Annotated in this window: 16 protein-coding genes and 1 pseudogene; 10 read left to right on the top strand and 7 right to left on the bottom strand. The window is 72.3% G+C overall.

The window, feature by feature from the left end:
- Positions 1-7: 7 nt before the first annotated feature.
- The 3 genes and pseudogenes from xseA to IF43_RS0120045 form a co-directional block, all read left to right on the top strand.
- Positions 8-1,213: pseudogene (gene xseA, locus IF43_RS0120055) on the top strand (exodeoxyribonuclease VII large subunit); the annotation flags it as partial.
- A gap of 278 nt (positions 1,214-1,491) precedes the next feature.
- Positions 1,492-1,743 (top strand): exodeoxyribonuclease VII small subunit, encoded by a 252-nt coding sequence (locus tag IF43_RS0120050; protein WP_030202290.1) that lies wholly within the window; start codon positions 1,492-1,494, stop codon positions 1,741-1,743.
- A gap of 221 nt (positions 1,744-1,964) precedes the next feature.
- On the top strand, positions 1,965-2,552 hold the full coding sequence (locus IF43_RS0120045; protein ID WP_030202286.1) for a malonic semialdehyde reductase: 588 nt from the start codon (positions 1,965-1,967) through the stop codon (positions 2,550-2,552).
- Positions 2,553-2,787: 235 nt separating this feature from the next.
- On the opposite strand, the gene IF43_RS0120040 is transcribed toward IF43_RS0120045, so the two are convergent.
- The gene (locus IF43_RS0120040; RefSeq protein WP_234332342.1) at positions 2,788-3,303 is read right to left on the bottom strand and encodes a DUF4245 domain-containing protein; all 516 of its coding nucleotides are present in this window, start codon (positions 3,301-3,303) and stop codon (positions 2,788-2,790) included.
- A gap of 215 nt (positions 3,304-3,518) precedes the next feature.
- Between IF43_RS0120040 and glpX the strand changes: the two genes are divergently transcribed.
- Positions 3,519-4,550 (top strand): class II fructose-bisphosphatase, encoded by a 1,032-nt coding sequence (gene glpX / locus IF43_RS0120035; protein WP_030202280.1) that lies wholly within the window; start codon positions 3,519-3,521, stop codon positions 4,548-4,550.
- A 112-nt stretch (positions 4,551-4,662) separates the two neighbouring features.
- Here the strand turns inward: glpX and IF43_RS0120030 are convergent, their stop codons facing one another.
- Together IF43_RS0120030 and IF43_RS0120025 are read right to left on the bottom strand one after the other, a co-directional pair.
- Positions 4,663-5,040, bottom strand: a complete 378-nt coding sequence (locus tag IF43_RS0120030) for a WhiB family transcriptional regulator (RefSeq protein WP_030202277.1) — start codon at positions 5,038-5,040, stop codon at positions 4,663-4,665.
- 247 nt (positions 5,041-5,287) lie between these two features.
- Positions 5,288-5,938 (bottom strand): DUF1707 domain-containing protein, encoded by a 651-nt coding sequence (locus IF43_RS0120025; protein ID WP_030202274.1) that lies wholly within the window; start codon positions 5,936-5,938, stop codon positions 5,288-5,290.
- A gap of 159 nt (positions 5,939-6,097) precedes the next feature.
- On the opposite strand from IF43_RS0120025, the gene IF43_RS0120020 reads away from it, so the two are divergent.
- Positions 6,098-7,762, top strand: a complete 1,665-nt coding sequence (locus tag IF43_RS0120020) for a fumarate hydratase (protein ID WP_030202271.1) — start codon at positions 6,098-6,100, stop codon at positions 7,760-7,762.
- Positions 7,763-7,900: 138 nt separating this feature from the next.
- On the opposite strand, the gene IF43_RS0120015 is transcribed toward IF43_RS0120020, so the two are convergent.
- Together IF43_RS0120015 and IF43_RS0120010 are read right to left on the bottom strand one after the other, a co-directional pair.
- Positions 7,901-8,392, bottom strand: coding sequence for a hypothetical protein (locus IF43_RS0120015; protein WP_030202267.1), 492 nt, complete (start codon positions 8,390-8,392; stop codon positions 7,901-7,903).
- A gap of 290 nt (positions 8,393-8,682) precedes the next feature.
- Positions 8,683-10,206, bottom strand: a complete 1,524-nt coding sequence (locus IF43_RS0120010; protein WP_030202265.1) for a ricin-type beta-trefoil lectin domain protein — start codon at positions 10,204-10,206, stop codon at positions 8,683-8,685.
- 108 nt (positions 10,207-10,314) lie between these two features.
- On the opposite strand from IF43_RS0120010, the gene IF43_RS0120005 reads away from it, so the two are divergent.
- The 3 genes from IF43_RS0120005 to IF43_RS0119995 all read left to right on the top strand — a co-directional run bounded on the left by IF43_RS0120005 (position 10,315) and on the right by IF43_RS0119995 (position 15,026).
- The gene (locus IF43_RS0120005; RefSeq protein ID WP_030202262.1) at positions 10,315-11,718 is read left to right on the top strand and encodes an aspartate ammonia-lyase; all 1,404 of its coding nucleotides are present in this window, start codon (positions 10,315-10,317) and stop codon (positions 11,716-11,718) included.
- Between the two features lie 141 nt (positions 11,719-11,859).
- Positions 11,860-12,558 (top strand): DUF402 domain-containing protein, encoded by a 699-nt coding sequence (locus IF43_RS0120000; protein ID WP_030202261.1) that lies wholly within the window; start codon positions 11,860-11,862, stop codon positions 12,556-12,558.
- 230 nt (positions 12,559-12,788) lie between these two features.
- Positions 12,789-15,026: a SpoIIE family protein phosphatase gene (locus tag IF43_RS0119995; protein WP_037889211.1), complete on the top strand. Its 2,238-nt coding sequence runs from the start codon at positions 12,789-12,791 to the stop codon at positions 15,024-15,026.
- An 80-nt stretch (positions 15,027-15,106) separates the two neighbouring features.
- Here the strand turns inward: IF43_RS0119995 and IF43_RS42160 are convergent, their stop codons facing one another.
- Both IF43_RS42160 and IF43_RS0119985 read right to left on the bottom strand, forming a co-directional pair.
- Positions 15,107-15,964, bottom strand: a complete 858-nt coding sequence (locus tag IF43_RS42160; RefSeq protein ID WP_051795670.1) for a hypothetical protein — start codon at positions 15,962-15,964, stop codon at positions 15,107-15,109.
- A 231-nt stretch (positions 15,965-16,195) separates the two neighbouring features.
- Positions 16,196-18,442, bottom strand: coding sequence for a transglycosylase domain-containing protein (locus IF43_RS0119985; RefSeq protein WP_030202257.1), 2,247 nt, complete (start codon positions 18,440-18,442; stop codon positions 16,196-16,198).
- Between the two features lie 269 nt (positions 18,443-18,711).
- Here IF43_RS0119985 and IF43_RS0119980 point away from each other — a divergent pair, with 269 nt between their 5' ends.
- Both IF43_RS0119980 and IF43_RS0119975 read left to right on the top strand, forming a co-directional pair.
- Positions 18,712-19,650: an SPFH domain-containing protein gene (locus IF43_RS0119980; RefSeq protein ID WP_051795669.1), complete on the top strand. Its 939-nt coding sequence runs from the start codon at positions 18,712-18,714 to the stop codon at positions 19,648-19,650.
- A 149-nt stretch (positions 19,651-19,799) separates the two neighbouring features.
- Complete coding sequence (locus tag IF43_RS0119975) at positions 19,800-19,982, top strand: hypothetical protein (protein ID WP_037889237.1); 183 nt, start codon at positions 19,800-19,802, stop codon at positions 19,980-19,982.
- Positions 19,983-20,095 lie beyond the last annotated feature (113 nt).

Genomic DNA, 20,095 nt, shown 5'->3' with positions numbered 1-20,095 from the left:
TGCCTGCATGGGTCTCAATACGTCGGCCGAGGCGCCGCTGCCCGTCGGTCAGGTGTCCCGGCTCATCGGGGGCTGGATCGAGCGGCTCGGCCAGGTGTGGGTGGAGGGGCAGATCACCCAGCTCTCGCGCCGGCCGGGTGCGGGGGTTGTCTTCATGCGGCTGCGCGACCCCTCGCACGACATCTCGGTGAGCGTGACCTGCTACCGCCAGGTGTTCGACGACGTGGCCGACGCCGTGCAGGAGGGTGCCCGGGTGGTCGTCCTGGCCAAGCCCGAGTGGTACGCCAAGCGCGGCGAGCTGTCGCTCCGGGCCACCGAGATACGGCCGGTGGGCATCGGCGAGCTGCTGGCCCGGCTGGAGAAGCTGAAGCGGTCGCTGGCGGCCGAGGGCCTGTTCGCGCTGGACCGCAAGAAGCCGCTGCCGTTCCTGCCGCAGTTGATCGGGCTGGTCTGCGGGCGGGCCTCGGCGGCCGAGCGGGACGTGCTGGACAACGCGCGGCGCCGCTGGCCGGCCGTGCGCTTCGAGGTGCGCAACGTGGCGGTGCAGGGCGTGCACGCGGTGCCGCAGGTGGTCCGGGCGGTCGAGGAGCTCGACGCGCACGACGGCGTCGACGTGATCATCGTGGCGCGCGGCGGCGGCAGTGTGGAGGACCTGCTGCCGTTCTCGGACGAACAGGTCGTACGGGCGGTGGCCGCGGCCCGTACTCCGGTCGTCTCGGCCATCGGGCACGAGCCGGACTCGCCGCTGCTGGACCTCGTGGCGGACCTGCGGGCCTCGACGCCGACGGACGCGGCGAAGAAGGTGGTGCCGGACGTGGGCGAGGAGCTGGACCGGGTCCGGCTGCTGCGCGACCGCGCGCGTCGGTGCGTGCACGCCCTGCTGGACCGGGAGGAGCGGGGGCTGGCGCACGCGCTGGGCCGGCCGGTCTTCGTCCATCCGCAGCGGATGATCGAGGACCGGGAGGAGCAGGTCGAGGCCCTGCTGGCGCGCAGTCGGCGGACGTTCGGGCACCTGCTGGACCGGGCGGACTCGGAGCTGTCGCACACCCGGGCGCGGGTGGTGGCGCTGTCTCCGGCGGCGACCCTGGAGCGCGGGTACGCGGTGCTCCAGCGGGCGGACGGGCACGTGGTGCGCGCGCCGGCGGAGGCCGCGCCGGGCGAGGTGCTCCGGGCGCGGGTGGCCGAGGGCGAGCTCGCGGTGCGCGTGACCGGTGACGGTGCCGACGCGGGTGCGCGTGTCGACGCAGAGGCCCGTGTCGATGCAGGTGCCCCTGCCGGTGCCGGTGCCCGTGCCGACGCAGGGGCCCGTGCCGACGCAGGGGCCCGTGCCGACGCAGGGGCCCGTGCCGACGCAGGGGCCCGTGCCGACGCAGGGGCCCCTGCCGGTGCCGGTGCCGATGGGGCGGCGGCGGCCGCCGAGACTCCGTCGTGACGCAACGCTTCCGCTTCCGCTTCCCCATCCCCTTCCCCATCGACTTGAGGTGATCCCGCATGGCCGAGACGAACACGGCACTGGGCTACGAGCAGGCCCGCGACGAGCTCATCGAGGTGGTACGCCGCCTCGAGGCGGGCGGTACGACGCTGGAGGAGTCGCTGGCCCTGTGGGAGCGCGGCGAGGAGCTGGCGCAGGTCTGCCGGCACTGGCTGGAGGGGGCGCGGGCCCGGCTCGACTCGGCGCTGGCCGCCCGGGAGCGGGCGGAGGAGCGCGGGGACGGTGGCGAGGACGGCCGCGAGGACGGTTGATCGGGGGCGTCGAGCGGGACTCCGGGGCATTTCGAGGCGCCCGGGAATAACGTACCTGCGCGGGCAGGTTGTTGCGCGCTGGGTCCGCCGACGAAGCCGGACTCGTTGACAGATGAACAATCTGTGAAGTGAACCACTCCGAGGCCGGTTTAGTTGAAGTTTCATCTATTTCGCGCCTAGAGTCGTCCACGTCGCTTCGACCCGCACATGGAAGGCATCCGATGTCCCTCGTTCTCGACACCGCCGCCCAGGACCTCCTGTTCCGCGAGGCCCGCACCGCCAACACCTTCACGGACGAGCCCGTCACGGACGAGCAGGTCCAGGCCATCTACGACCTGGTCAAGTACGGCCCGACCGCTTTCAACGCGACCCCGCTGCGCGTGACCCTGGTCCGCTCCGCCGAGGCCCGCCAGCGCCTGGTCGACCTCATGTCCGAGGGCAACAAGGCCAAGACCGCCACCGCCCCGCTGGTCGCGATCCTCTCCGCGGACAACGAGTTCCACGAGGAGATCCCGAAGCTGCTGCCGAGCTACCCGCAGGCCGCCGGCTTCTTCACCGAGCGCCCGGTCCGCGAGGGCTTCGCCGGCATGAACGCCGCGCTGCAGGCCGCGTACTTCATCGTGGGCGTGCGGGCCGCCGGCCTGGCCGCCGGCCCGATGACCGGCGCCGACCTCGAGGGCGTCCGCAAGGAGTTCCTGGACGACGACCACACCCCGCTGATGATCGTCAACATCGGCAAGCCGGGCGAGGGCGCCTGGTACGACCGCAGCCCGCGCCTGTCCTTCGACGAGGTCGTCACCACCGTCTGATCCACCGGATCCAGACCCCCGAACGGCGTAGGCGAGACGCCGAAGCGACGAGAGGCCGCACCCCGGATGCCGGGGGCGGCCTCTTTCGCTTGCCGTGCCGGGGGGTGCGGCACGGCCTGCCGGGCATGAGGTCCGGCCCGCCGGGGGTGCGGTCCGGGCTGCCGGGCATGAGGTCCGGCCCGCCGGCACGCGGTCCGGCCGTGCGGCCGCCGACCCTCGGCGGCCGCCCGCGGGGTCAGCCCCGCTCCGCCTTGAGCGCCCGCGCCAGCTCCGTGAGCTGCGCGATCGAGCCCGTACCGGTCACGACGGTGGTGGAGCCCTTCTCCTCGCGCACGAGGGCGTCGTACTTCTCGCCCTCCCACACCTGCCAGGTCGCGTCGCCCACGGCCTGCGTGCGGTCGGTCAGCTCCGCCTTCTGCGTCACCTTCGGAACGTACGTCCGCGCCGGCAGCGTCGACTGCTCGACCGCGGCGTACTGCCCCGCGGGGTCGAGGAAGCCGAGGTGCCACGCGTTGCCGCTCCTGCGCTCGTACGACACCGAGGTCGCCCGCCAGTCGGCCGAAAGCCCCTGCGGCGCGGCGACCGGGTACGGGGCCGCGCGCCGGGCGGTGATCAGCTCGACGCGGTAGTCCACCACGCGGGTCGGATCGGCCTTGTCGTCATGCGGGATGAAGATGTAGATGGCGCCGACCACGAGGCCGATCACCGCCAGGGACCGCACCATGTCCCAGACCGTCTGCTTGCCTTTCATACCTGCCACGGACACATCGTCCCCCATCCATGGGGGCGATCATCCGCAGGGGGGTGTGGTGGAGGGGACCAAAGCGGGCAGATACCAAGCCGATGACCATATGCCGCGATATGCCGCTCATACGTGCCCCCCTCTGCTCAGTTTGTCGACCTACCGATAGAGTCGCAGCACCCTCTCTTCTTTCCGGCCGTCGTCGTACAGGAAGGTGCGCTCCGATGACCGAGCACAACTTGCCGCCCCAGCTCGTGGTCTCTCCCGAGGCTCCCGACCGCAACCTGGCCCTCGAGCTCGTCCGGGTCACCGAGGCCGCCGCCATGGCCGCCGGCCGCTGGGTGGGCCGCGGCGACAAGATCGGCGCGGACGGCGCGGCGGTCCGGGCCATGCGCACCCTCGTCTCGACCGTGTCGATGAACGGCGTGGTCGTCATCGGCGAGGGCGAGAAGGACGAGGCCCCGATGCTGTTCAACGGCGAACGGGTCGGCGACGGCACCGGCGCCGAGGTGGACATCGCGGTCGACCCGATCGACGGCACCACCCTGAACGCGAAGGGCATGCCCAACGCCATCGCCGTCCTCGCCGCCGCCGACCGCGGCACCATGTTCGACCCGTCCGCGGTCTTCTACATGGAGAAGCTGGTCACGGGCCCCGAGGCCGCCGACTTCGTCGACATCAACGCCCCGGTGTCGGTCAACATCCGCCGCGTCGCCAAGGCCAAGAACATGGCCGTGGAGGACATCACCGTCGTCATCCTCGACCGCCCCCGCCACGAGGGCATCGTCAAGGAGATCCGCGAGACCGGCGCGCGCATCAAGTTCATCTCCGACGGCGACGTGGCCGGCTCGATCATGGCCGCCCGCGAGGGCACCGGCGTCGACCTGCTGATGGGCATCGGCGGCACCCCCGAGGGCATCATCTCGGCCTGCGCCATAAAGTGCCTGGGCGGCGTGATCCAGGGCAAGCTGTGGCCCAAGGACGAGGCCGAGCGCCAGAAGGCCCTGGACGCGGGCCACGACCTCGACCGCGTGCTGTCGACCAACGACCTGGTCTCCGGCGACAACGTCTTCTTCGTCGCCACCGGCATCACCGACGGCGAGCTGCTGCGCGGCGTCCACTACCGCTCGGAGACGGCCACCACGTCGTCGCTGGTCATGCGCTCGAAGTCGGGCACGATCCGGAAGATCGACTCCACGCACCGGCTCTCGAAGCTGCGCGCCTACAGCGCGATCGACTTCGACCGCGCGCAGTAGCGCGACCGGGTCCGGCGCTCCGGACCCGCGGCCGGACGCGACGAAGGGGCGGTCCCTGTGCGGGGGACCGCCCCTTTCGCGTCGGTACGGCGCCCGGCCCGCCGTACGCCGGTCAGCCGGCGGCGGCCACGGGGCCGGCGGGCGGGGCCTGGCGCAGGTCCCCCGCACGACGCCGGCGGCGGGCCAGCACCACGCGCCGCTCGGCGGCGGTGAGCCCGCCCCACACGCCGTACGGCTCGGGCTGGAGCAGCGCGTGCTCGCGGCACGCGACCATCACGGGACAGCGGGCGCACACCCGCTTCGCGGCCTCCTCGCGCGACAGGCGCGCGGCCGTCGGCTCCTTGGAGGGGGCGAAGAAGAGTCCGGCCTCGTCCCGGCGGCAGACCGCGTCCAGATGCCATGGGCCGTCCTCCTCCCTGCTTGGCACCCGCTGGTTCGGAAGACTCGGAACAGCGGCTACCTGCAAGGACTGATGCGGCGGTTGAAGCACGGTCTTCTCCTGACGACGGATTCGCGAGCGAGAGACGATGCGTCAGTCCCTACCCGCTGTGCGCGCGCCTAAGCACTGCGTGCCGTCGCCCCGGATCGGGCCGCGGACTTCTGACCGGAATTCGCCCGTCCCCCCGGACGAGTTCCGGCCGGGTCCGCCGGGGGCCTCCGAGCGGGGCCCGGGGACCGCCGTCCTGGAGACCGCGCGCCGCGGGCCCTGGCTGGGTCGGAGCACCGCCCCCGGCCGCTCAGGAACCGGCGCGCCCGCGCAGCCGGCCGGAGAGGTCCGCGAGCCGGCGGCCGGCGCGCGGCTTGGCCTCCACGTTCCCCAGCAACGAGAATCCGCGCAGGATCACCACGGGCGCGCCGGGGTCCGGCGCCTCGGTGGTGACCACTTCGAACGCACCGAGGATGCCGCCGCCGTGGCTGCGCAGGGTCACGTTCTCGGGCACCTTGATCTCGATGTTCCCCAGGACCGAGACCACCCTGAGCTCGACGACCTGCTGCTCGAAAACGGCCTCGGAGAGGTCGATCTCCACGTCGCCCATCACGGAGACCACCTGCGTGCGCGCCCGGGGGCGCCAGCGGCCCTTGCGGACCGCGCTGCTGCACACCGCGACCACCGTGTCGGCCTCGCCGGGGGCTGCGTACGCGGGGGCGGCCTCCGGGGCCGGGAGGGGCGCCGGCCGGTTCCGGTGCGCACCCGGGAGGTCCCGTACGAGCGTCTCGAGCTCCCCGACGGTCTTCAGCGCGTACAGCGAGTCCAGCCGCTCGGCGTGCTCCTCCGCGGTGAGCCGGCCCTCGGCCAGGGCGTCGGCCAGGATCTGCCCGATCCGGTCGCGGTCGGCGTCGGAGGCACGGAGGGCGGCATCGCCCGCGGGGTGCTTTTCGAGGTCCACGCCAGCAGCATAGCGAGACGCGATAGATCGCGATAGGGCCGTTTCCGGCCCCAGTGAGCCTTACCTCACAGACGAGGCGCTCGACGGAGGACCTACGCTGGAGTGTCGCGCTGCCAATAGGTCGTCAGCGCCGTCCGCCGAGTGAGGAATGGCCGTCCCATGCCAGAGTTTGCGTACTCCGATCTGCTCCCCCTGGGAGAGGACAACACGCCCTACCGCCTGGTGACCTCCGAGGGTGTCTCCACCGTCGAGGCCGGCGGCCGTACGTTCCTCAAGGTCGAGCCCGAGGCGCTGCGCAAGCTCGCCGAGGAGGCCATCCACGACATCCAGCACTTCCTGCGCCCCGCGCACCTCGCGCAGCTGCGCCGGATCATCGACGACCCCGAGGCCTCCTCGAACGACAAGTTCGTCGCGCTGGACCTGCTGAAGAACGCGAACATCGCCGCCGCCGGCGTCCTTCCCATGTGCCAGGACACGGGCACCGCGATCGTCATGGGCAAGCGCGGCCAGAACGTCCTCACCGAGGGCGGCGACGAGGCGGCCCTGTCCCGCGGCATCTACGACGCGTACACGAACCTGAACCTGCGCTACTCGCAGATGGCCCCGCTGACCATGTGGGAGGAGAAGAACACCGGCTCGAACCTGCCCGCGCAGATCGAGCTCTACGCGACCGACGGCGGCGCGTACAAGTTCCTCTTCATGGCCAAGGGCGGCGGCTCGGCCAACAAGTCGTTCCTCTACCAGGAGACGAAGGCGGTCCTCAACGAGGCCTCCATGATGAAGTTCCTGGAGGAGAAGATCCGCTCGCTGGGTACGGCGGCCTGCCCGCCGTACCACCTGGCGATCGTCGTCGGCGGCACCTCGGCCGAGCACGCGCTGAAGACCGCGAAGCTGGCCTCCGCCCACTACCTCGACGAGCTGCCCCGCGAGGGCTCGGCCCTGGGCCACGGCTTCCGCGACGAGGCCCTGGAACAGCAGGTCTTCGAGCTCACCCAGAAGATCGGCATCGGCGCCCAGTTCGGCGGCAAGTACTTCTGCCACGACGTGCGCGTGGTGCGCCTGCCGCGGCACGGCGCCTCGCTGCCGGTGGCCATCGCCGTGTCCTGCTCCGCGGACCGCCAGGCCGTCGCGAAGATCACCGCCGAGGGCGTCTTCCTGGAGCAGCTCGAGCGCGACCCGGCCCGTTTCCTGCCGGACACCACCGACGAGCACCTGGACGCCGCTTCGGACGTCGTCGAGATCGACCTGACCCGGCCGATGGACGACATCCTCGCCGAGCTCACCAAGCACCCGGTGAAGACCCGCCTGTCCCTGACCGGCCCGCTGGTGGTGGCGCGCGACATCGCCCACGCCAAGATCAAGGAGCGGCTGGACGCGGGCGAGGACATGCCGCAGTACCTTAAGGACCACCCGGTCTACTACGCCGGCCCGGCGAAGACGCCCGAGGGCTACGCGTCCGGCTCCTTCGGCCCGACGACGGCCGGGCGCATGGACTCGTACGTCGCCCAGTTCCAGGCGGCCGGCGGCTCGAAGGTCATGCTGGCCAAGGGCAACCGCTCGCAGCAGGTGACCGACGCGTGCGACGCGCACGGCGGCTTCTACCTGGGCTCCATCGGCGGCCCGGCCGCGCGCCTGGCCCAGGACTGCATCAAGAAGGTCGAGGTCCTGGAGTACGAGGAGCTCGGCATGGAGGCGGTCTGGAAGATCGAGGTCGAGGACTTCCCGGCCTTCATCGTCGTCGACGACAAGGGCAACGACTTCTTCCAGAACCCTGCCCCCGAGCCCACCTTCACCCACATCCCGGTCCGCGGCCCGGGCCTGTAGGCCCACCCGACCCGCGTACCGGAGCCCGCCGCCCCGCCAGGGCGCGGGCGGGCTCCGGCGCGTCCGGCCCCGGCGTCCGTGGCTGCCGAAGCCCCGGTGGCCCCACAGGCGCTTGCGCACGGGCTGGTTGACCCGCGGTCAGCGGGTGAGGTGGAACTCCATCCGCTCGTAGTCGCCGTCCACGGTCAGGCGGACGTAGCCGCCCACGTCCTTGAAGTCGCCGGTGCCGCCGGTGACCGCGGCGTCGAAGGCGGCCGTCTGCGTGTTGGAGGGGTCCACCGACGTGAGGGACTGGAGGGTCAGCTGCCCGCCGGGACCGCCGTTCAGGACGACGTTGCCGACGCACAGCACGTCGTTGCCCGAGCTCCCGGTGCGCACGACGGTGCAGGTCACACCGTCCCGCCCGACCACGTCCCCGCCCTTGGTGCGGTAGATGTCGTCGGCGAACGTGTAGACGGCCCCGGTCTCGGCCGGCTGGCCGGTCGGGCCGCTCTGCTGGGACGCGACCTCCTTGGCGTACAGGGTGAAGTCCAGATCGACGGCCGCGGAAGCGGGGACCGGGCCGCTGAGGACCACGGCGGCGGCCGCGCAGGCGCCGAGCGCACCGAGTCTCCTGAAGCTGCGGGACATGTGCTGCCTCCTGGCATGGGGAACCCCCCTGCGCCCTCCCCTCCGGGCCCCCTTCATTGTCCGACGCTCCCCCGCCGCTCGCCCGGCGAGTCCGTAGGGGCGCGGTGTGACGGGTGCAGGGGGTGTGGGTCCACCACCGCGCGGTACGGGTCGGACCCGTCTCCCGAGGGCGTGTCGGGGGCCGGCGGCGGCTCCCGCAGCACGCAGCCCCGGAACAGCACAACACCCGGCCGGATGCTCCCGGCCGGGCTGCGGGGGTTACGAGTGGTGCGGGTGGCGGCGTGCGGCGACTACGCGAACCGCTGCCCCGCGGAGCCGTTGCAGGGCTGCAGGCGGAGCTGGTCCTTGGGGGCGGACAGGGTCAGGCACAGCGACGGGGCCGCCGTCGGGCGGTAGGTGGCGCCGTCGCGGGTGAACTGCTGGTTGGCGCCGCCGTGGCAGTTCCACAGGATCAGCCCGGTGCCGGCCGTGTAGGCGGCGCCCGGGACGTCCAGGCAGCGGTCGTGGGTCAGTTCGACGTGCAGGGCCTTGCGGGCCGCGTCGTACCACCAGCCCTGGTTGCGGCCGCCGTGGCAGTCCCAGCCGATGACCTTGGTGCCGTTGGCGCTGGCGCCGCCGTCGGCGTCGAGGCACGTGCCGCCGGCCTCGTTCTTGAGGGGCTTGAACGCGTCGTCCCAGGCGACCGGCTCCAGTACCGGCGTGCCGGTCGACGCCGGGTCGGCGCAGGAGGCCTCGCGCAGCCCGGAGTCGTAGAACCGGGTCAGGCAGGCGGCGAAGGCGCCGTGCCCCTTGTAGTTGGGGTGGAAGGACTGCCGGGCGGTGTTCTCGTCCCACGGGAAGTGGTCGCCCAGGTCCAGGTAGAGACCGCGGGCCCAGGTGTCCTCCATGCACACCTCGTGGCCGTGGAAGAGCCGCGAGGCGTCGAGGTACAGCGCGCCCGCGTTGCGGGCCGCGGCCCGCATGCCCTTCTCGAAGGTCGGCACCGCGTAGTTGCGGCCCCAGGACGCGTCGGAGTCGTAGCCGGCGCAGCCGCCCGGGAGCTTGCCGGGGAAGTTCGGGTTGTCGTTGAAGTCGGGCCCGATCGGGCTCGGGTAGCCCATGACCACGAGCTTGTAGTCGGAGTCGGCGTACCCGGCGTCGCGCATGACGGTCTTCAGGTCGCCGATGGTGGCCTCGACCTTCGGCCGCAGGCCGTCGACCCGGGCCTGCCAGCCGGGACCGTACTTCGGCTCGCAGGTGCCCTGGCTGAGCACCCAGCGGGTGACGCAGTCGGTCATGACGGGGCCGAACTGGAGGTCGTCGTTGGCGCCGGCCACCAGCACGACCATCTTGATGCGGGTGTTGCGGGCCTTGACGGCCAGGCTGTCGCTCTGGACCAGCTCGTCGGCGTACTGCTTCGAGCCGCCGATGCGGATGTTGCCGGTGTACGCGCCCGAGCACGCGACGTTGAAGGTGTAGTCGGCGGCGATCCCGGTCCGGTGGATCGCGGTGTCGGGCGAGCGGTGGCACTGGTTGGACGTGGTGTTGGTGGCCGGGTCGTAGTTCCCGACGCCCTCGCCGGAGATCTCGCTGTCCCCGAGGGAGATGAGCCCGGTCCTGCGCTCGGCGAGCGGGCGGACCGCGGAGTCCCCGTAGATCCTGACGGCCTCGGCGGCCCGGATCGCCTCCAGTTCGGGTGGGAGCGGTGCGACGGCGGATCCCGACGGGGTGGCCGCGTGGGCCAGGGGAGTGATCGCGGCCATGCCCCCGAGGGCCGCCGCGAACGCCGCCACCGCGGCGACGGTAGATCTGAACATGGGTGTGGTACGCGCCATGGAACGCCCTCCCGACGTCAGTGTTACCCCCGGTATTTACTGGCCGGTAGTGGGCTTGGGAATAGTTCGAACAAGACAAGAGCTCAACTTTTGGAGGAGGCCACGAACATGACCGACGATCAGACCCCGGCCGAGTACCGGATCGAGCACGACTCGATGGGCGAGGTGCGCGTGCCCGCCCAGGCCAAGTGGCGTGCGCAGACCCAGCGGGCGGTGCTGAACTTCCCCGTCTCCGGGCAGCGGCTCGAATCCGCCCACATCGCCGCCCTCGGCCGGATCAAGGCGGCCGCCGCGCAGGTCAACGCCCGCCTGGGGGTACTGGATCAGGACATCGCGGACGCCGTCACGAGCGCCGCCGAGGAGGTCGCCGAGGGCCGCTGGGACGACCAGTTTCCGGTCGACGTCTTCCAGACCGGATCCGGCACCTCGTCCAACATGAACGCCAACGAGGTGATCGCCACCCTCGCCGCCGAGCGCCTGGGCCGCGACGTCCACCCCAACGACCACGTCAACGCCTCGCAGAGCTCCAACGACGTCTTCCCGTCCAGCATCCACATCGCCGCCACCGCCGCCGTCGTCCAGGACCTCGTCCCCGCCCTGCACCACCTGCGGGCCGCGCTGGAGCGCAAGGCCGCGGAGTTCGGGAAGGTCGTGAAGTCGGGCCGGACGCACCTCATGGACGCCACCCCCGTCACCCTGGGGCAGGAGTTCGGCGGGTACGCCGCCCAGATCCGCCACGGCGTCGAGCGCCTGGAGGCGGCCCTCCCCCGCCTCGCCGAACTCCCCCTCGGCGGGACGGCCGTCGGCACCGGCATCAACACCCCGCCCGGGTTCTCCGCGGCCGTCATCGCCGAGGTGGCCGCCGCCACCGGACTGCCGCTCACCGAGGCCCGCGACCACTTCGAGGCCCAGGGCGCCCGGGACGGACTCGTCGAGACCTCCGGACAACTGCGCACGATCGCCGTCTCGCTGACGAAGATCGCGAACGATCTGCGCTGGATGTCCTCCGGGCCGCGCACCGGATTGGCCGAAATCAACCTCCCCGACCTGCAGCCGGGGTCGTCGATCATGCCGGGCAAGGTCAACCCGGTCGTCCCGGAGGCGGTGCTCATGGTGGCCGCCCAGGTGACCGGCAACGACACCACCGTCGCGGTGGCCGGCGCGGCCGGCAACTTCGAGCTCAACGTGATGCTCCCCGTCATGGCGAAGAACCTGCTGGAGTCCGTGCGGCTGCTCGCGAACGCCTCCCGGCTGCTGGCCGACCGCACCGTCGACGGGATCACCGCCAACGTCGAGCGGGCCCGCGAGTACGCCGAGTCCTCGCCCTCCGTGGTCACCCCGCTCAACAAGTACATCGGGTACGAGGAGGCCGCGAAGGTCGCCAAGAAGTCCCTCGCGGAGCGCAGGACCATCAGGGAGGTGGTCCTGGAGTCCGGTTACGTCGAACGCGGCGACCTCACCCTGGAGCAGCTCGACGAGGCACTCGACGTCCTGCGCATGACCCGGCCGTGACGGTCCGCGGGACCCCGCCGGCCCGCCGAACACCCCCGTCCCGGGCGCCGTACGGCCGCCCGGGACCGTTCAATTCCAGCCGAATCTCACAGGTGACCTGCACCGCAGCACCGCGCCCGGCCCCGCGCCTAAGATCTGCGCATGACAGGTACGGCAGGCACGGCGGCGCACGGCGCGCCACGGGGGACGCACTGGGCGCCGGGGGACCACATCCTCTGGCGTTACCGCGACGCGGCCCCCGACCTGAAGGGCCAGGTCCACATCTGCCGCCCCGTGACCGTCGTCCAGGACACCCCCGACCTGCTCGCGGTGTGGATGGCCCCGGGCACCGAGTGCGTCAAACCCGTCCTCGCCGACGGCACCCCGGTCCACGAGGAGCCGCTCGCCACCCGCTACACCGCGCCGCGCACCACCGAGCGCGCGCCCTGGTGGGGCACGGGTGTGCTGAAGCTGGCCCGGCCCGACGACCCGTGGTCGGTCTGGCTCTTCTGGGACCACGGGTGGCGCTTCAAGAGCTGGTACGTCAACCTCGAGGAGCCGCGTCGGCGCTGGGCCGGCGGGGTCGACTCCGAGGACCACTTCCTCGACATCTCCGTCTACCCCGACCGGAGCTGGAAGTGGCGCGACGAGGACGAGTTCGCACAGGCCCAGCGCGTCGGCCTCATGGACGCCGGACGGGCCGACCGGGTCCGGGCGGCCGGACGGGCGGCGGTGGAGCGGATCGAGGCCTGGGGGGCTCCGTTCTCGGACGGTTGGCAGGACTGGCGACCCGATCCGACCTGGGAGGTTCCGGTTCTGCCGGACGACTGGGACCGCACCCCGGCGCATATGACGTCATGAGACCCTTGATGCGCCCCCGGGGTTCAAACGTAGGATCGTCCTCCGCAAGGCTGCACTTCCGTAATCCTCAAGCTGTGCGCAGGACTTGACCGGGCATCACCGAACGAGCGGAGAGGTAACGAGCGGGGAGCGGTGTGACGGGCGACGGTGCCCGCGCCGCTGAGCGGGTATACCGCGACTGACGAGTTGTGTGCAGCGCACATCGAGCGCAAACGGACGGAATTCCACGCGTGACGGAGTACCCCACCTCTCACGAGGGCCCGCAGCCGGGTGCCGGGGCAGCGGCGAGCGCGGCGCAGAACCATGCTCCGGGCGGCCTCGCCGTGCCCGCGCAGCCGGGACACCAGGCCGGGGCGGTCGCCGCCGGCCCCTCCGCCATGGGCGCGTCCGGTTCCAAGGGCGCCACCGGCCCCGCCGGCACGGGCGCCGGCTCCGGCTCCAGCCCCGGCCAGCGCGCCTCCGCCACCGCGTCCGCCGACCCCGAGGGCCACGACAAGGCGCCGGCGCCCTCCCGCCAGGCCACCCGCGGCGGGTCGCCCGGCGCGGGCCTGGACGACGACCCCCTGGTGGCCCCGGCGGGCGGCCTGGGCTCCGACGCCGCCGCCCCGGGCAGCGGGGCGGCCGCCGCAGCCGGTCCGGGCACGGGCACGGCGTCCGCCGCGGGCATACCCGGGCCCGGCACCGGCCCCGACACCGTCGCCCGCCGCGAGGGCGACCGGCTCCGCTTCGTCGGCGCCGCCACCCGCCGCATCGCGCGCGGCATCGACCTCGACGAGATCGTGCTCGGCCTCTGCCGGGCCACGGTGCCGACCTTCTCGGACGCCATCCTCGTCTACCTGCGCGACCCGCTCCCGGTCGGCGACGAGCGCCCGGTCGGCCCCGTCGTCTTAAGGCTGCGTCGTACGGACCGGCTGCGCCCCATCGAGGACCTCACCGAGGCCGTCAACAGCACCACCGCGGGCGCGGCGGACGGCTCCGAGGCCTCCGAGCTCGACTTCAGCCGGCTCCCGCTGGTCGGCCCGCAGGGCGACCTCCCGGCCGCCGAGCTGTGCGAGATCCGCACCGGCGGCGCGCTGGAGGAGGTCCTGCGCGGCGTCCGGCCGGTCTTCGGCTCCACACCGGCCGCCCGGGCCGCGCTGCCCGAGCTGCTGGGCACCGAGCATCCCGTACCGCGCGGTCAGCGCTCCATCCTGGCGCCGCTGCGCGGCCGCCGCCGGGTGATCGGCGCGGCCGTGTTCCTGCGCCGCCCCGACCGGCCCGCGTTCGAGCAGAACGACCTGCTCGTCGCGGCCCAGTTGGCCACGCACACCGCGCTGGGCATCGACAAGGCGGTGCTCTACGGCCGCGAGGCGTACATCGCGGACGAGCTCCAGCGCACGATGCTGCCCGACAGCCTGCCGCAGCCCACCGGCGTGCGGCTGGCCTCGCGCTACCTGCCGGCGGCCGAGACCGCCCGGGTCGGCGGCGACTGGTACGACGCGATCCCGCTGCCCGGCAGCCGGGTGGCGCTGGTGGTGGGCGACGTCATGGGCCACTCGATGACCTCCGCCGCGATCATGGGCCAGCTGCGCACCACCGCGCAGACCCTGGCCCAGCTCGACCTGCCCCCGGCCGAGGTGCTCCACCACCTGGACGAGCAGGCCCAGCGGCTGGGCTCGGACCGCATGGCCACGTGCCTGTACGCCGTCTACGACCCGGTCTCGCACCGCATCACCATCGCCAACGCGGGCCACCCGCCGCCGGTCCTGCTCCACCTCGGCGGCCGCGCCGAGGTGCTGCGGGTGCCGCCGGGCGCCCCGATCGGCGTCGGCGGCGTGGACTTCGAGGCGGTCGAGCTGGACGCCCCCGCCGGGGCCACCCTGCTGCTCTACACGGACGGCCTGGTGGAGTCGCGGCTGCGGGACGTGTGGACCGGCATCGAGCAGTTGCGGGAGCGGCTGGCCACCACCGCGCAGCTGACGGGGCTGGACCACCCGCCGCCGCTGGAGGCGCTCTGCGACGACGTGCTCGACATGCTCGGGCCCGGCGACCGGGACGACGACATCGCGCTGCTCGCGGCCCGGTTCGACGGGATCGCGCCGAGCGACGTCGCGTACTGGTTCCTCGACCCGGAGGAGACCGCGCCCGGCCGGGCCCGGCGGCTCGCCCGGCGGGCGCTGGCCCGGTGGGGCCTGGAGGAGCTCAGCGACTCGCTGGAGCTGCTGGTGAGCGAGGTGGTCACCAACGCCGTGCGGTACGCCGAGCGGCCGGTGACGCTGCGTCTGCTGAAGACGGACATCCTGCGCTGCGAGGTCGGCGACGACTCGCCGCAGCTGCCGCGCCAGCGCCGGGCCCGGGACACCGACGAGGGCGGCCGGGGCCTGTTCCTGGTCAACCGGATGGCGCGGCGCTGGGGTGCGACCCGGCTGAGCAGCGGCAAGGTCGTCTGGTTCGAGCTGCCGCTGCCCTCGGGGCGCGGGCGCGGCTGACACGCGGAGGCGGGCCGGCCTCCCCCTTCCCTGGGTGGACCGGCCCGCCGACTCGGTGCGGGGTCAGGCTCGGGGGCGGATCAGTGGCGGCTCCTGGCCGTCACGTCGCCCTTGAACCCCATCGACCGCAGCACCACCGGTGTCGGGGTCGCCTGCTGGGTCCAGGGCTCGTCCCAGACGAAGGTGCCGCCGTTGGTGTCGCCGTGGGTCTGCCAGACGGTGCCGGTGGTCGTGAGGACCTTGACGAACGCGTCGTTGCCCTGGGCCTCGATGGCGATGGCGCAGGCGTTCGCGGGGAAGTCGGGGTTCACGGGGTCACCCGGGCCCGCGACCGTGTTGCTGAGGTCCTGCCAGACGATCGTCCCACCGGGTACGTTCGCCTTGCCGACGAACGCCCTGCCGCCCGTCAGCGCCGCCTGGAAGTCCTCGGAGTTCGAGGGGCTGTAGGCGTCGATGTCGGAGCAGGGGCCGGCGGGACCGGTCGGGCCCGTCGCGCCGGTGGCACCGCCGCCCGGACCCGTCGGGCCCGTGGGACCCGTCACGCCCGTGGCGCCGGTCGCGCCGGTCGTGCCCGGAGCTCCTGTGGCGCCCGTCGGACCGGTACCGCCCTGCGGTCCGGTCGGTCCGGTCGGGCCGGTCGGGCCCGGGCAGCCCTTGCTGCCGCCGTCGCCGCCGCCGGCCTGGTGCCGGGCGCTCATCGGACGGTCGCCGCGCTCCCGCCCGTCGTCGTTCCCCTTCTCCTTCCCTTCCTCCTTCTCCCGTGACGGGCAGTGGTCACTGCCCGTCGGGCCCGACAGCGCGGGGCGGGCGGTCAGGGCGACGGCGGGGTTCGCGAAGCCTCCCAGCAGCAGGGCGAGCGAGGCGACCGCGCCGCCCGCCAGCGCCGCCCTGCGGCGGGGAAGCGGGCCCAGAGAGGAACGGGTGTGCCCAGGACTCATGCGTGCTCCTTGTCGAACCGGTCGAGTCACGTGCCGAAGCGGATTCGGTCGTTCGTTGAGCGCATCGGCCGGCGGGAGCAGGATCTTGAATGATTTATTCAGGTATGAGCAGATTGGCCTACAACCTGACTCCTCGTGGACGCACGAGCGCCCGCACACCTCCGAAGGAGGCGGCGGGCGCTGCGGGCGTCACGACCGGAGGGGTCCGGACCCGGGAGGGCCGGCGGGAGGCTAGGCGTCGGGGGCGTCGCCCTCCGGCTCGTCCCCGCCACCGCCACCGGTCTTCGTCGGGGTCGGCGTGGGCTTGTCCGGCCTGTGCGTCCGGGTCTTCGTCGGCTTCGGGTCCGGGTCCTCGGTGGGCTCGGTCGGGGTCGGCGTCGGGTCCCGGTCCTTCTTGGACTTGGTCGGCGTCGGCGTCGGGCTCTTGTCCTTCTTGGACTTGGTCGGGGTCGGGGTCGGGTCCTCCGTCTCCTCGACCTTGCCCGTGATCGCGTCCTCCAGGTCGAACTCCGACGTGCCGGTGCCCGAGAGCACCTCCAGCGTGTACGCCCGCCAGATGTCGGCCGGGAAGCTGGAGCCGCCGGCGCGGCCGCCGCCGGCGGTGCCGGTCAGGGTGACCTGGGTGCCGGTGCCGGGCTCCTCGCCGAACATCGCCACGACGGTGACCAGCTCGGGGGTGTACGCGGTGAACCAGGCGGCCTTGTTCGACTCGGTCGTACCGGTCTTGCCGGCCGCGTCGTAGGCGCTGGACTCGACGGCGTTGGCGGAGCCGTTCTTCACGACGCCGGTGAGGACCTTGGTGACGGTGTCCGCGGTCGACCGGTCGATGACCTGGTCGCCGATCCGCTCGACCGCCTCGTACGCGCGGATCTCGTTCTTCGCGGACTTCACGATCGAGGGCGTGACCTTCTTGCCGTGCCGGTCGAAGGTCGCGTACACGCCCGCCATGTCGACGGTGGTGGACTGCATGGAGCCCAGCGCCATGGCCGGCTTCTCGTCGAAGGCGCCGCGGTCCTTCATGCCGAGGGCGAGCGCGGTCTTCTTGACGGTGGCCGGGCCGACGTCCACGAGCATCTGCGCGTACACGGAGTTCACGGAGGAGTTGGTCGCCTTCTGGACCGTGATCCGCTTGCCGTAGTCGTGGTCGTCCTGGTTCTGCGGCGCGAAGGGCGTGTCGCTGCCCACGACCGGGCGCCGGCTGGTGCCGTCGTACACCGTGTTCGGGGTGATCGGGCGGCCGTCCTGGGTGGTGGCGCCGGTCTGCAGGGCGGAGGCGAACACGATCGGCTTGAACGTCGAGCCCGGCTGGTAGTCCTGCCGGGTCGCGTTGTTGATCCAGTGCTCCTTCAGGCCCTGACCGCCGTACATCGCCACGATGTAGCCGGTCTTGGGGTCGACGGAGGTGGCGCCGGCCTGCACGGCGGCGTCGACCTTGCGCTCCTTGCGGTCGAGCTTGGACTCCAGCTCGTCCTGGACGGCCTGCTCCAGCGCGGCCTGCTTCTTCTTCTCGATGCTGAGGGTGATGTCCCAGCCGCCGGCCTTGATGGCCTCGTCCTTGACGCCCTGGCGGTTGAGCTCGGCCTCGGCGGCCTGGATCAGGTAGCCCTTCTGGCCCTCCATGCCGGGGGCGGGCTTGGGCTTGATCGGGACGGGGAACTGCATCGCGGCGCGCTTGCCCTGCTCCAGCTTCCCCATCTTGACCATGTTGTTCAGGACGTAGTTCCAGCGCTCCTTGGCGAAGGCCTTGCCGCGCGGGGTGGCGATGGCCCAGTCGTAGCCGTTGGGCGACTGGAGGAGGGCGGCCAGGTACGCGCCCTGCTCGAGGGTGAGCTTGTCGACGTCCACGCCGTAGTACGCCTGCGCAGCGGCCTGGATGCCGTACGCGCCGCGGCCGTAGTAGCTCGTGTTCATGTAGCCGGCGAGGATGTCGCCCTTCTCCATGCGCTGATCGACCTTGATCGAGATGATCAGCTCTTTGAGCTTTCGGGTGACCGTCTGGTCCTGGTTCAGGTAGTAGTTCTTGACGTACTGCTGAGTGATCGTCGAGCCGCCCTGCTTGCCCTTGCCCGTGACCGTGTTGAACAGACCGCGGGCCAGGCCCTTGATGTCGACGCCCTGGTCGTCGCGGAAGGACATGTTCTCCGCCGCGATGAACTCCTCCTGGAGCAGGGAGGGGATGTCGTCGATCTTGAGGATCACACGGTTGAGCTCACCGGTGCGGGCCATGACCGAGCCGTCGGACCACCGGTAGATGTTGGACTGCAGGGTGGCCTGCTCGTTGGGCTGGGGCTCCGGCAGGTAGTAGTAGAGGCCGATCAGGCCGGCCATGCCGAGCAGGAAGGCGCCGAGGACGGTGCCGAGGACGCGCTTCCAGGTGAAGAACCTGCGTATGCCGGATTTTCCGTCTCGCTGCCGGGCGCGCGGCGCCCTTCGCGCCCCACGGCGCTGCTGCCCGCGTCGCGCTTCTGCTCGGCCCATCGCTCCTGCTCCGCTCGTGTACCCCCCGACGTCAGCTCACGAAGCTAACACCGCGGTATTGGACAAAGGACTCCCAATCCGGGCTTTTCCGGACGTGAGAATGAGCACCCACCCCACCTGGAACCGACGCGGGAAAGCCGCTCCGGGTTGCCCGGAACCGCACCGGCGCTTGCCCTTCACCGAAAAAGTGATATCACTTTGCTAGGCAGTGAACCTGCCGACCACGCCGGCGGAACCTCTGTCGGCACCTTGATGAAACGGGGCGGACCATGAGCAAGACCATCGAAGACGCCGTGAGCGGCGCCACGAGCGGCGCGGAGCGCCAGCAGGTACGCGAGTTCCCTGCCCGCAGCGTCGGCGGCGGCCTCGCCCTCCTGCTCGGCATGCTGGGCCTCTTCGGCGGCGTCGGCCTGATCGTCGCGGGCGCGGCGAGCGGGACCGACGGCGTGAAGATCGCCCTGGTCGTCGTCGGCGTCCTCCTCGCCGTCACGGCCTTCGTGATGATGTGCGGGCTGAACTCGGTGGCCCCGGGCGAGGCGCGCGTGGTCCAGCTCTTCGGCCGCTACCGGGGCACCATCCGCACGGACGGCCTGCGCTGGGTGAACCCGCTGACCTCGCGCACGAAGATCTCGACCCGCGTGCGCAACCACGAGACCGCCGTCCTCAAGGTGAACGACGCGTACGGGAACCCGATCGAGCTGGCCGCGGTGGTGGTCTGGCAGGTCGAGGACACGGCGCAGGCGAGCTTCGAGGTGGACGACTTCGAGGAGTTCGTGTCGGTCCAGACCGAGGCGGCGGTGCGGCACATCGCGATCGAGTACCCGTACGACGCCCACGAGGAGGACGGCCTCTCGCTGCGCGAGAACGCCGAGGAAATCACCGAGAAGCTGGCGGCCGAGCTGCACGCGCGGGTCGAGGCGGCGGGCGTGCGGATCGTCGAGTCCCGCTTCACCCACCTCGCGTACGCTCCGGAGATCGCCTCCGCGATGCTCCAGCGGCAGCAGGCCGGTGCGGTCGTCGCCGCCCGGCGCCAGATCGTCGAGGGCGCGGTGGGCATGGTGGAGCTGGCCCTGACGCGGCTGGCGGAGGAGGACATCGTGGACCTGGACCCGGAGCGGAAGGCGTCGATGGTGTCGAACCTGATGGTGGTGCTGTGCGGTGACCGCGCGGCGCAGCCGGTCGTGAACACGGGCACGCTGTACCAGTGAGCCCCACCGGCAAGGACCCCGCCGACCCGGCCGACCCGGCCGGACCCGCCGACCGGCCCGACCCCGCCACCGCGGGCGACGCCGGCGGCGCGGGCGACGCCGGCCGCGGGCGGCCCGCGAAGGCGCGGCGGGCCGAGCGCAAGCAGGTACTGCTGCGGCTGGATCCGCAGGTGTACGACGCGCTGGCGCGGTGGGCCGGGGACGAGCTGCGGTCGGCGAACGCGCAGATCGAGTTCCTGCTGCGCAGGGCGCTCTCCGAGTCCGGGCGCCTGCCGGACGAGGCGGCACCCATCGCCCGGCGCGGCCGCCCCCGCAAGTCCCCCGAGTCCTGACGTCGGGCGAAGGCCCCGACCCGTGCGGGGCCTTCGGCGTTCCACGGCCCCGGCAGGGTCGCGTTCCGAACCGTGACAAAGGGCTCTGAGCTGCCAGGACGGGACCGCCCGGG

Origin of the sequence: Streptomyces sp. NRRL S-87 (assembly GCF_000719335.1) — a bacterium.
Taxonomy (GTDB): domain Bacteria; phylum Actinomycetota; class Actinomycetes; order Streptomycetales; family Streptomycetaceae; genus Streptomyces.
The sequence above is the reverse complement of the archived record's forward strand: the minus strand, read 5'-3'. Positions and strand labels throughout refer to the sequence as shown.

Excerpts from the sequence above, each read along its gene's own strand:
- IF43_RS0120050 (WP_030202290.1), top strand. The coding sequence starts at position 1,492 with ATGGCCGAGACGAACACGGCACTGGGCTACGAGCAGGCCCGCGACGAG.
- IF43_RS0120015 (WP_030202267.1), bottom strand. The coding sequence starts at position 8,392 with ATGTCCCGCAGCTTCAGGAGACTCGGTGCGCTCGGCGCCTGCGCGGCC.
- IF43_RS0120040 (WP_234332342.1), bottom strand. The coding sequence starts at position 3,303 with ATGAAAGGCAAGCAGACGGTCTGGGACATGGTGCGGTCCCTGGCGGTG.
- IF43_RS0120020 (WP_030202271.1), top strand. The coding sequence starts at position 6,098 with ATGCCAGAGTTTGCGTACTCCGATCTGCTCCCCCTGGGAGAGGACAAC.
- IF43_RS0120000 (WP_030202261.1), top strand. The coding sequence starts at position 11,860 with ATGACAGGTACGGCAGGCACGGCGGCGCACGGCGCGCCACGGGGGACG.
- IF43_RS42160 (WP_051795670.1), bottom strand. The coding sequence starts at position 15,964 with ATGAGTCCTGGGCACACCCGTTCCTCTCTGGGCCCGCTTCCCCGCCGC.
- IF43_RS0120045 (WP_030202286.1), top strand. The coding sequence starts at position 1,965 with ATGTCCCTCGTTCTCGACACCGCCGCCCAGGACCTCCTGTTCCGCGAG.
- glpX (WP_030202280.1), top strand. The coding sequence starts at position 3,519 with ATGACCGAGCACAACTTGCCGCCCCAGCTCGTGGTCTCTCCCGAGGCT.
- IF43_RS0119985 (WP_030202257.1), bottom strand. The coding sequence starts at position 18,442 with ATGGGCCGAGCAGAAGCGCGACGCGGGCAGCAGCGCCGTGGGGCGCGA.
- IF43_RS0120005 (WP_030202262.1), top strand. The coding sequence starts at position 10,315 with ATGACCGACGATCAGACCCCGGCCGAGTACCGGATCGAGCACGACTCG.
- IF43_RS0119980 (WP_051795669.1), top strand. The coding sequence starts at position 18,712 with ATGAGCAAGACCATCGAAGACGCCGTGAGCGGCGCCACGAGCGGCGCG.
- IF43_RS0120010 (WP_030202265.1), bottom strand. The coding sequence starts at position 10,206 with ATGGCGCGTACCACACCCATGTTCAGATCTACCGTCGCCGCGGTGGCG.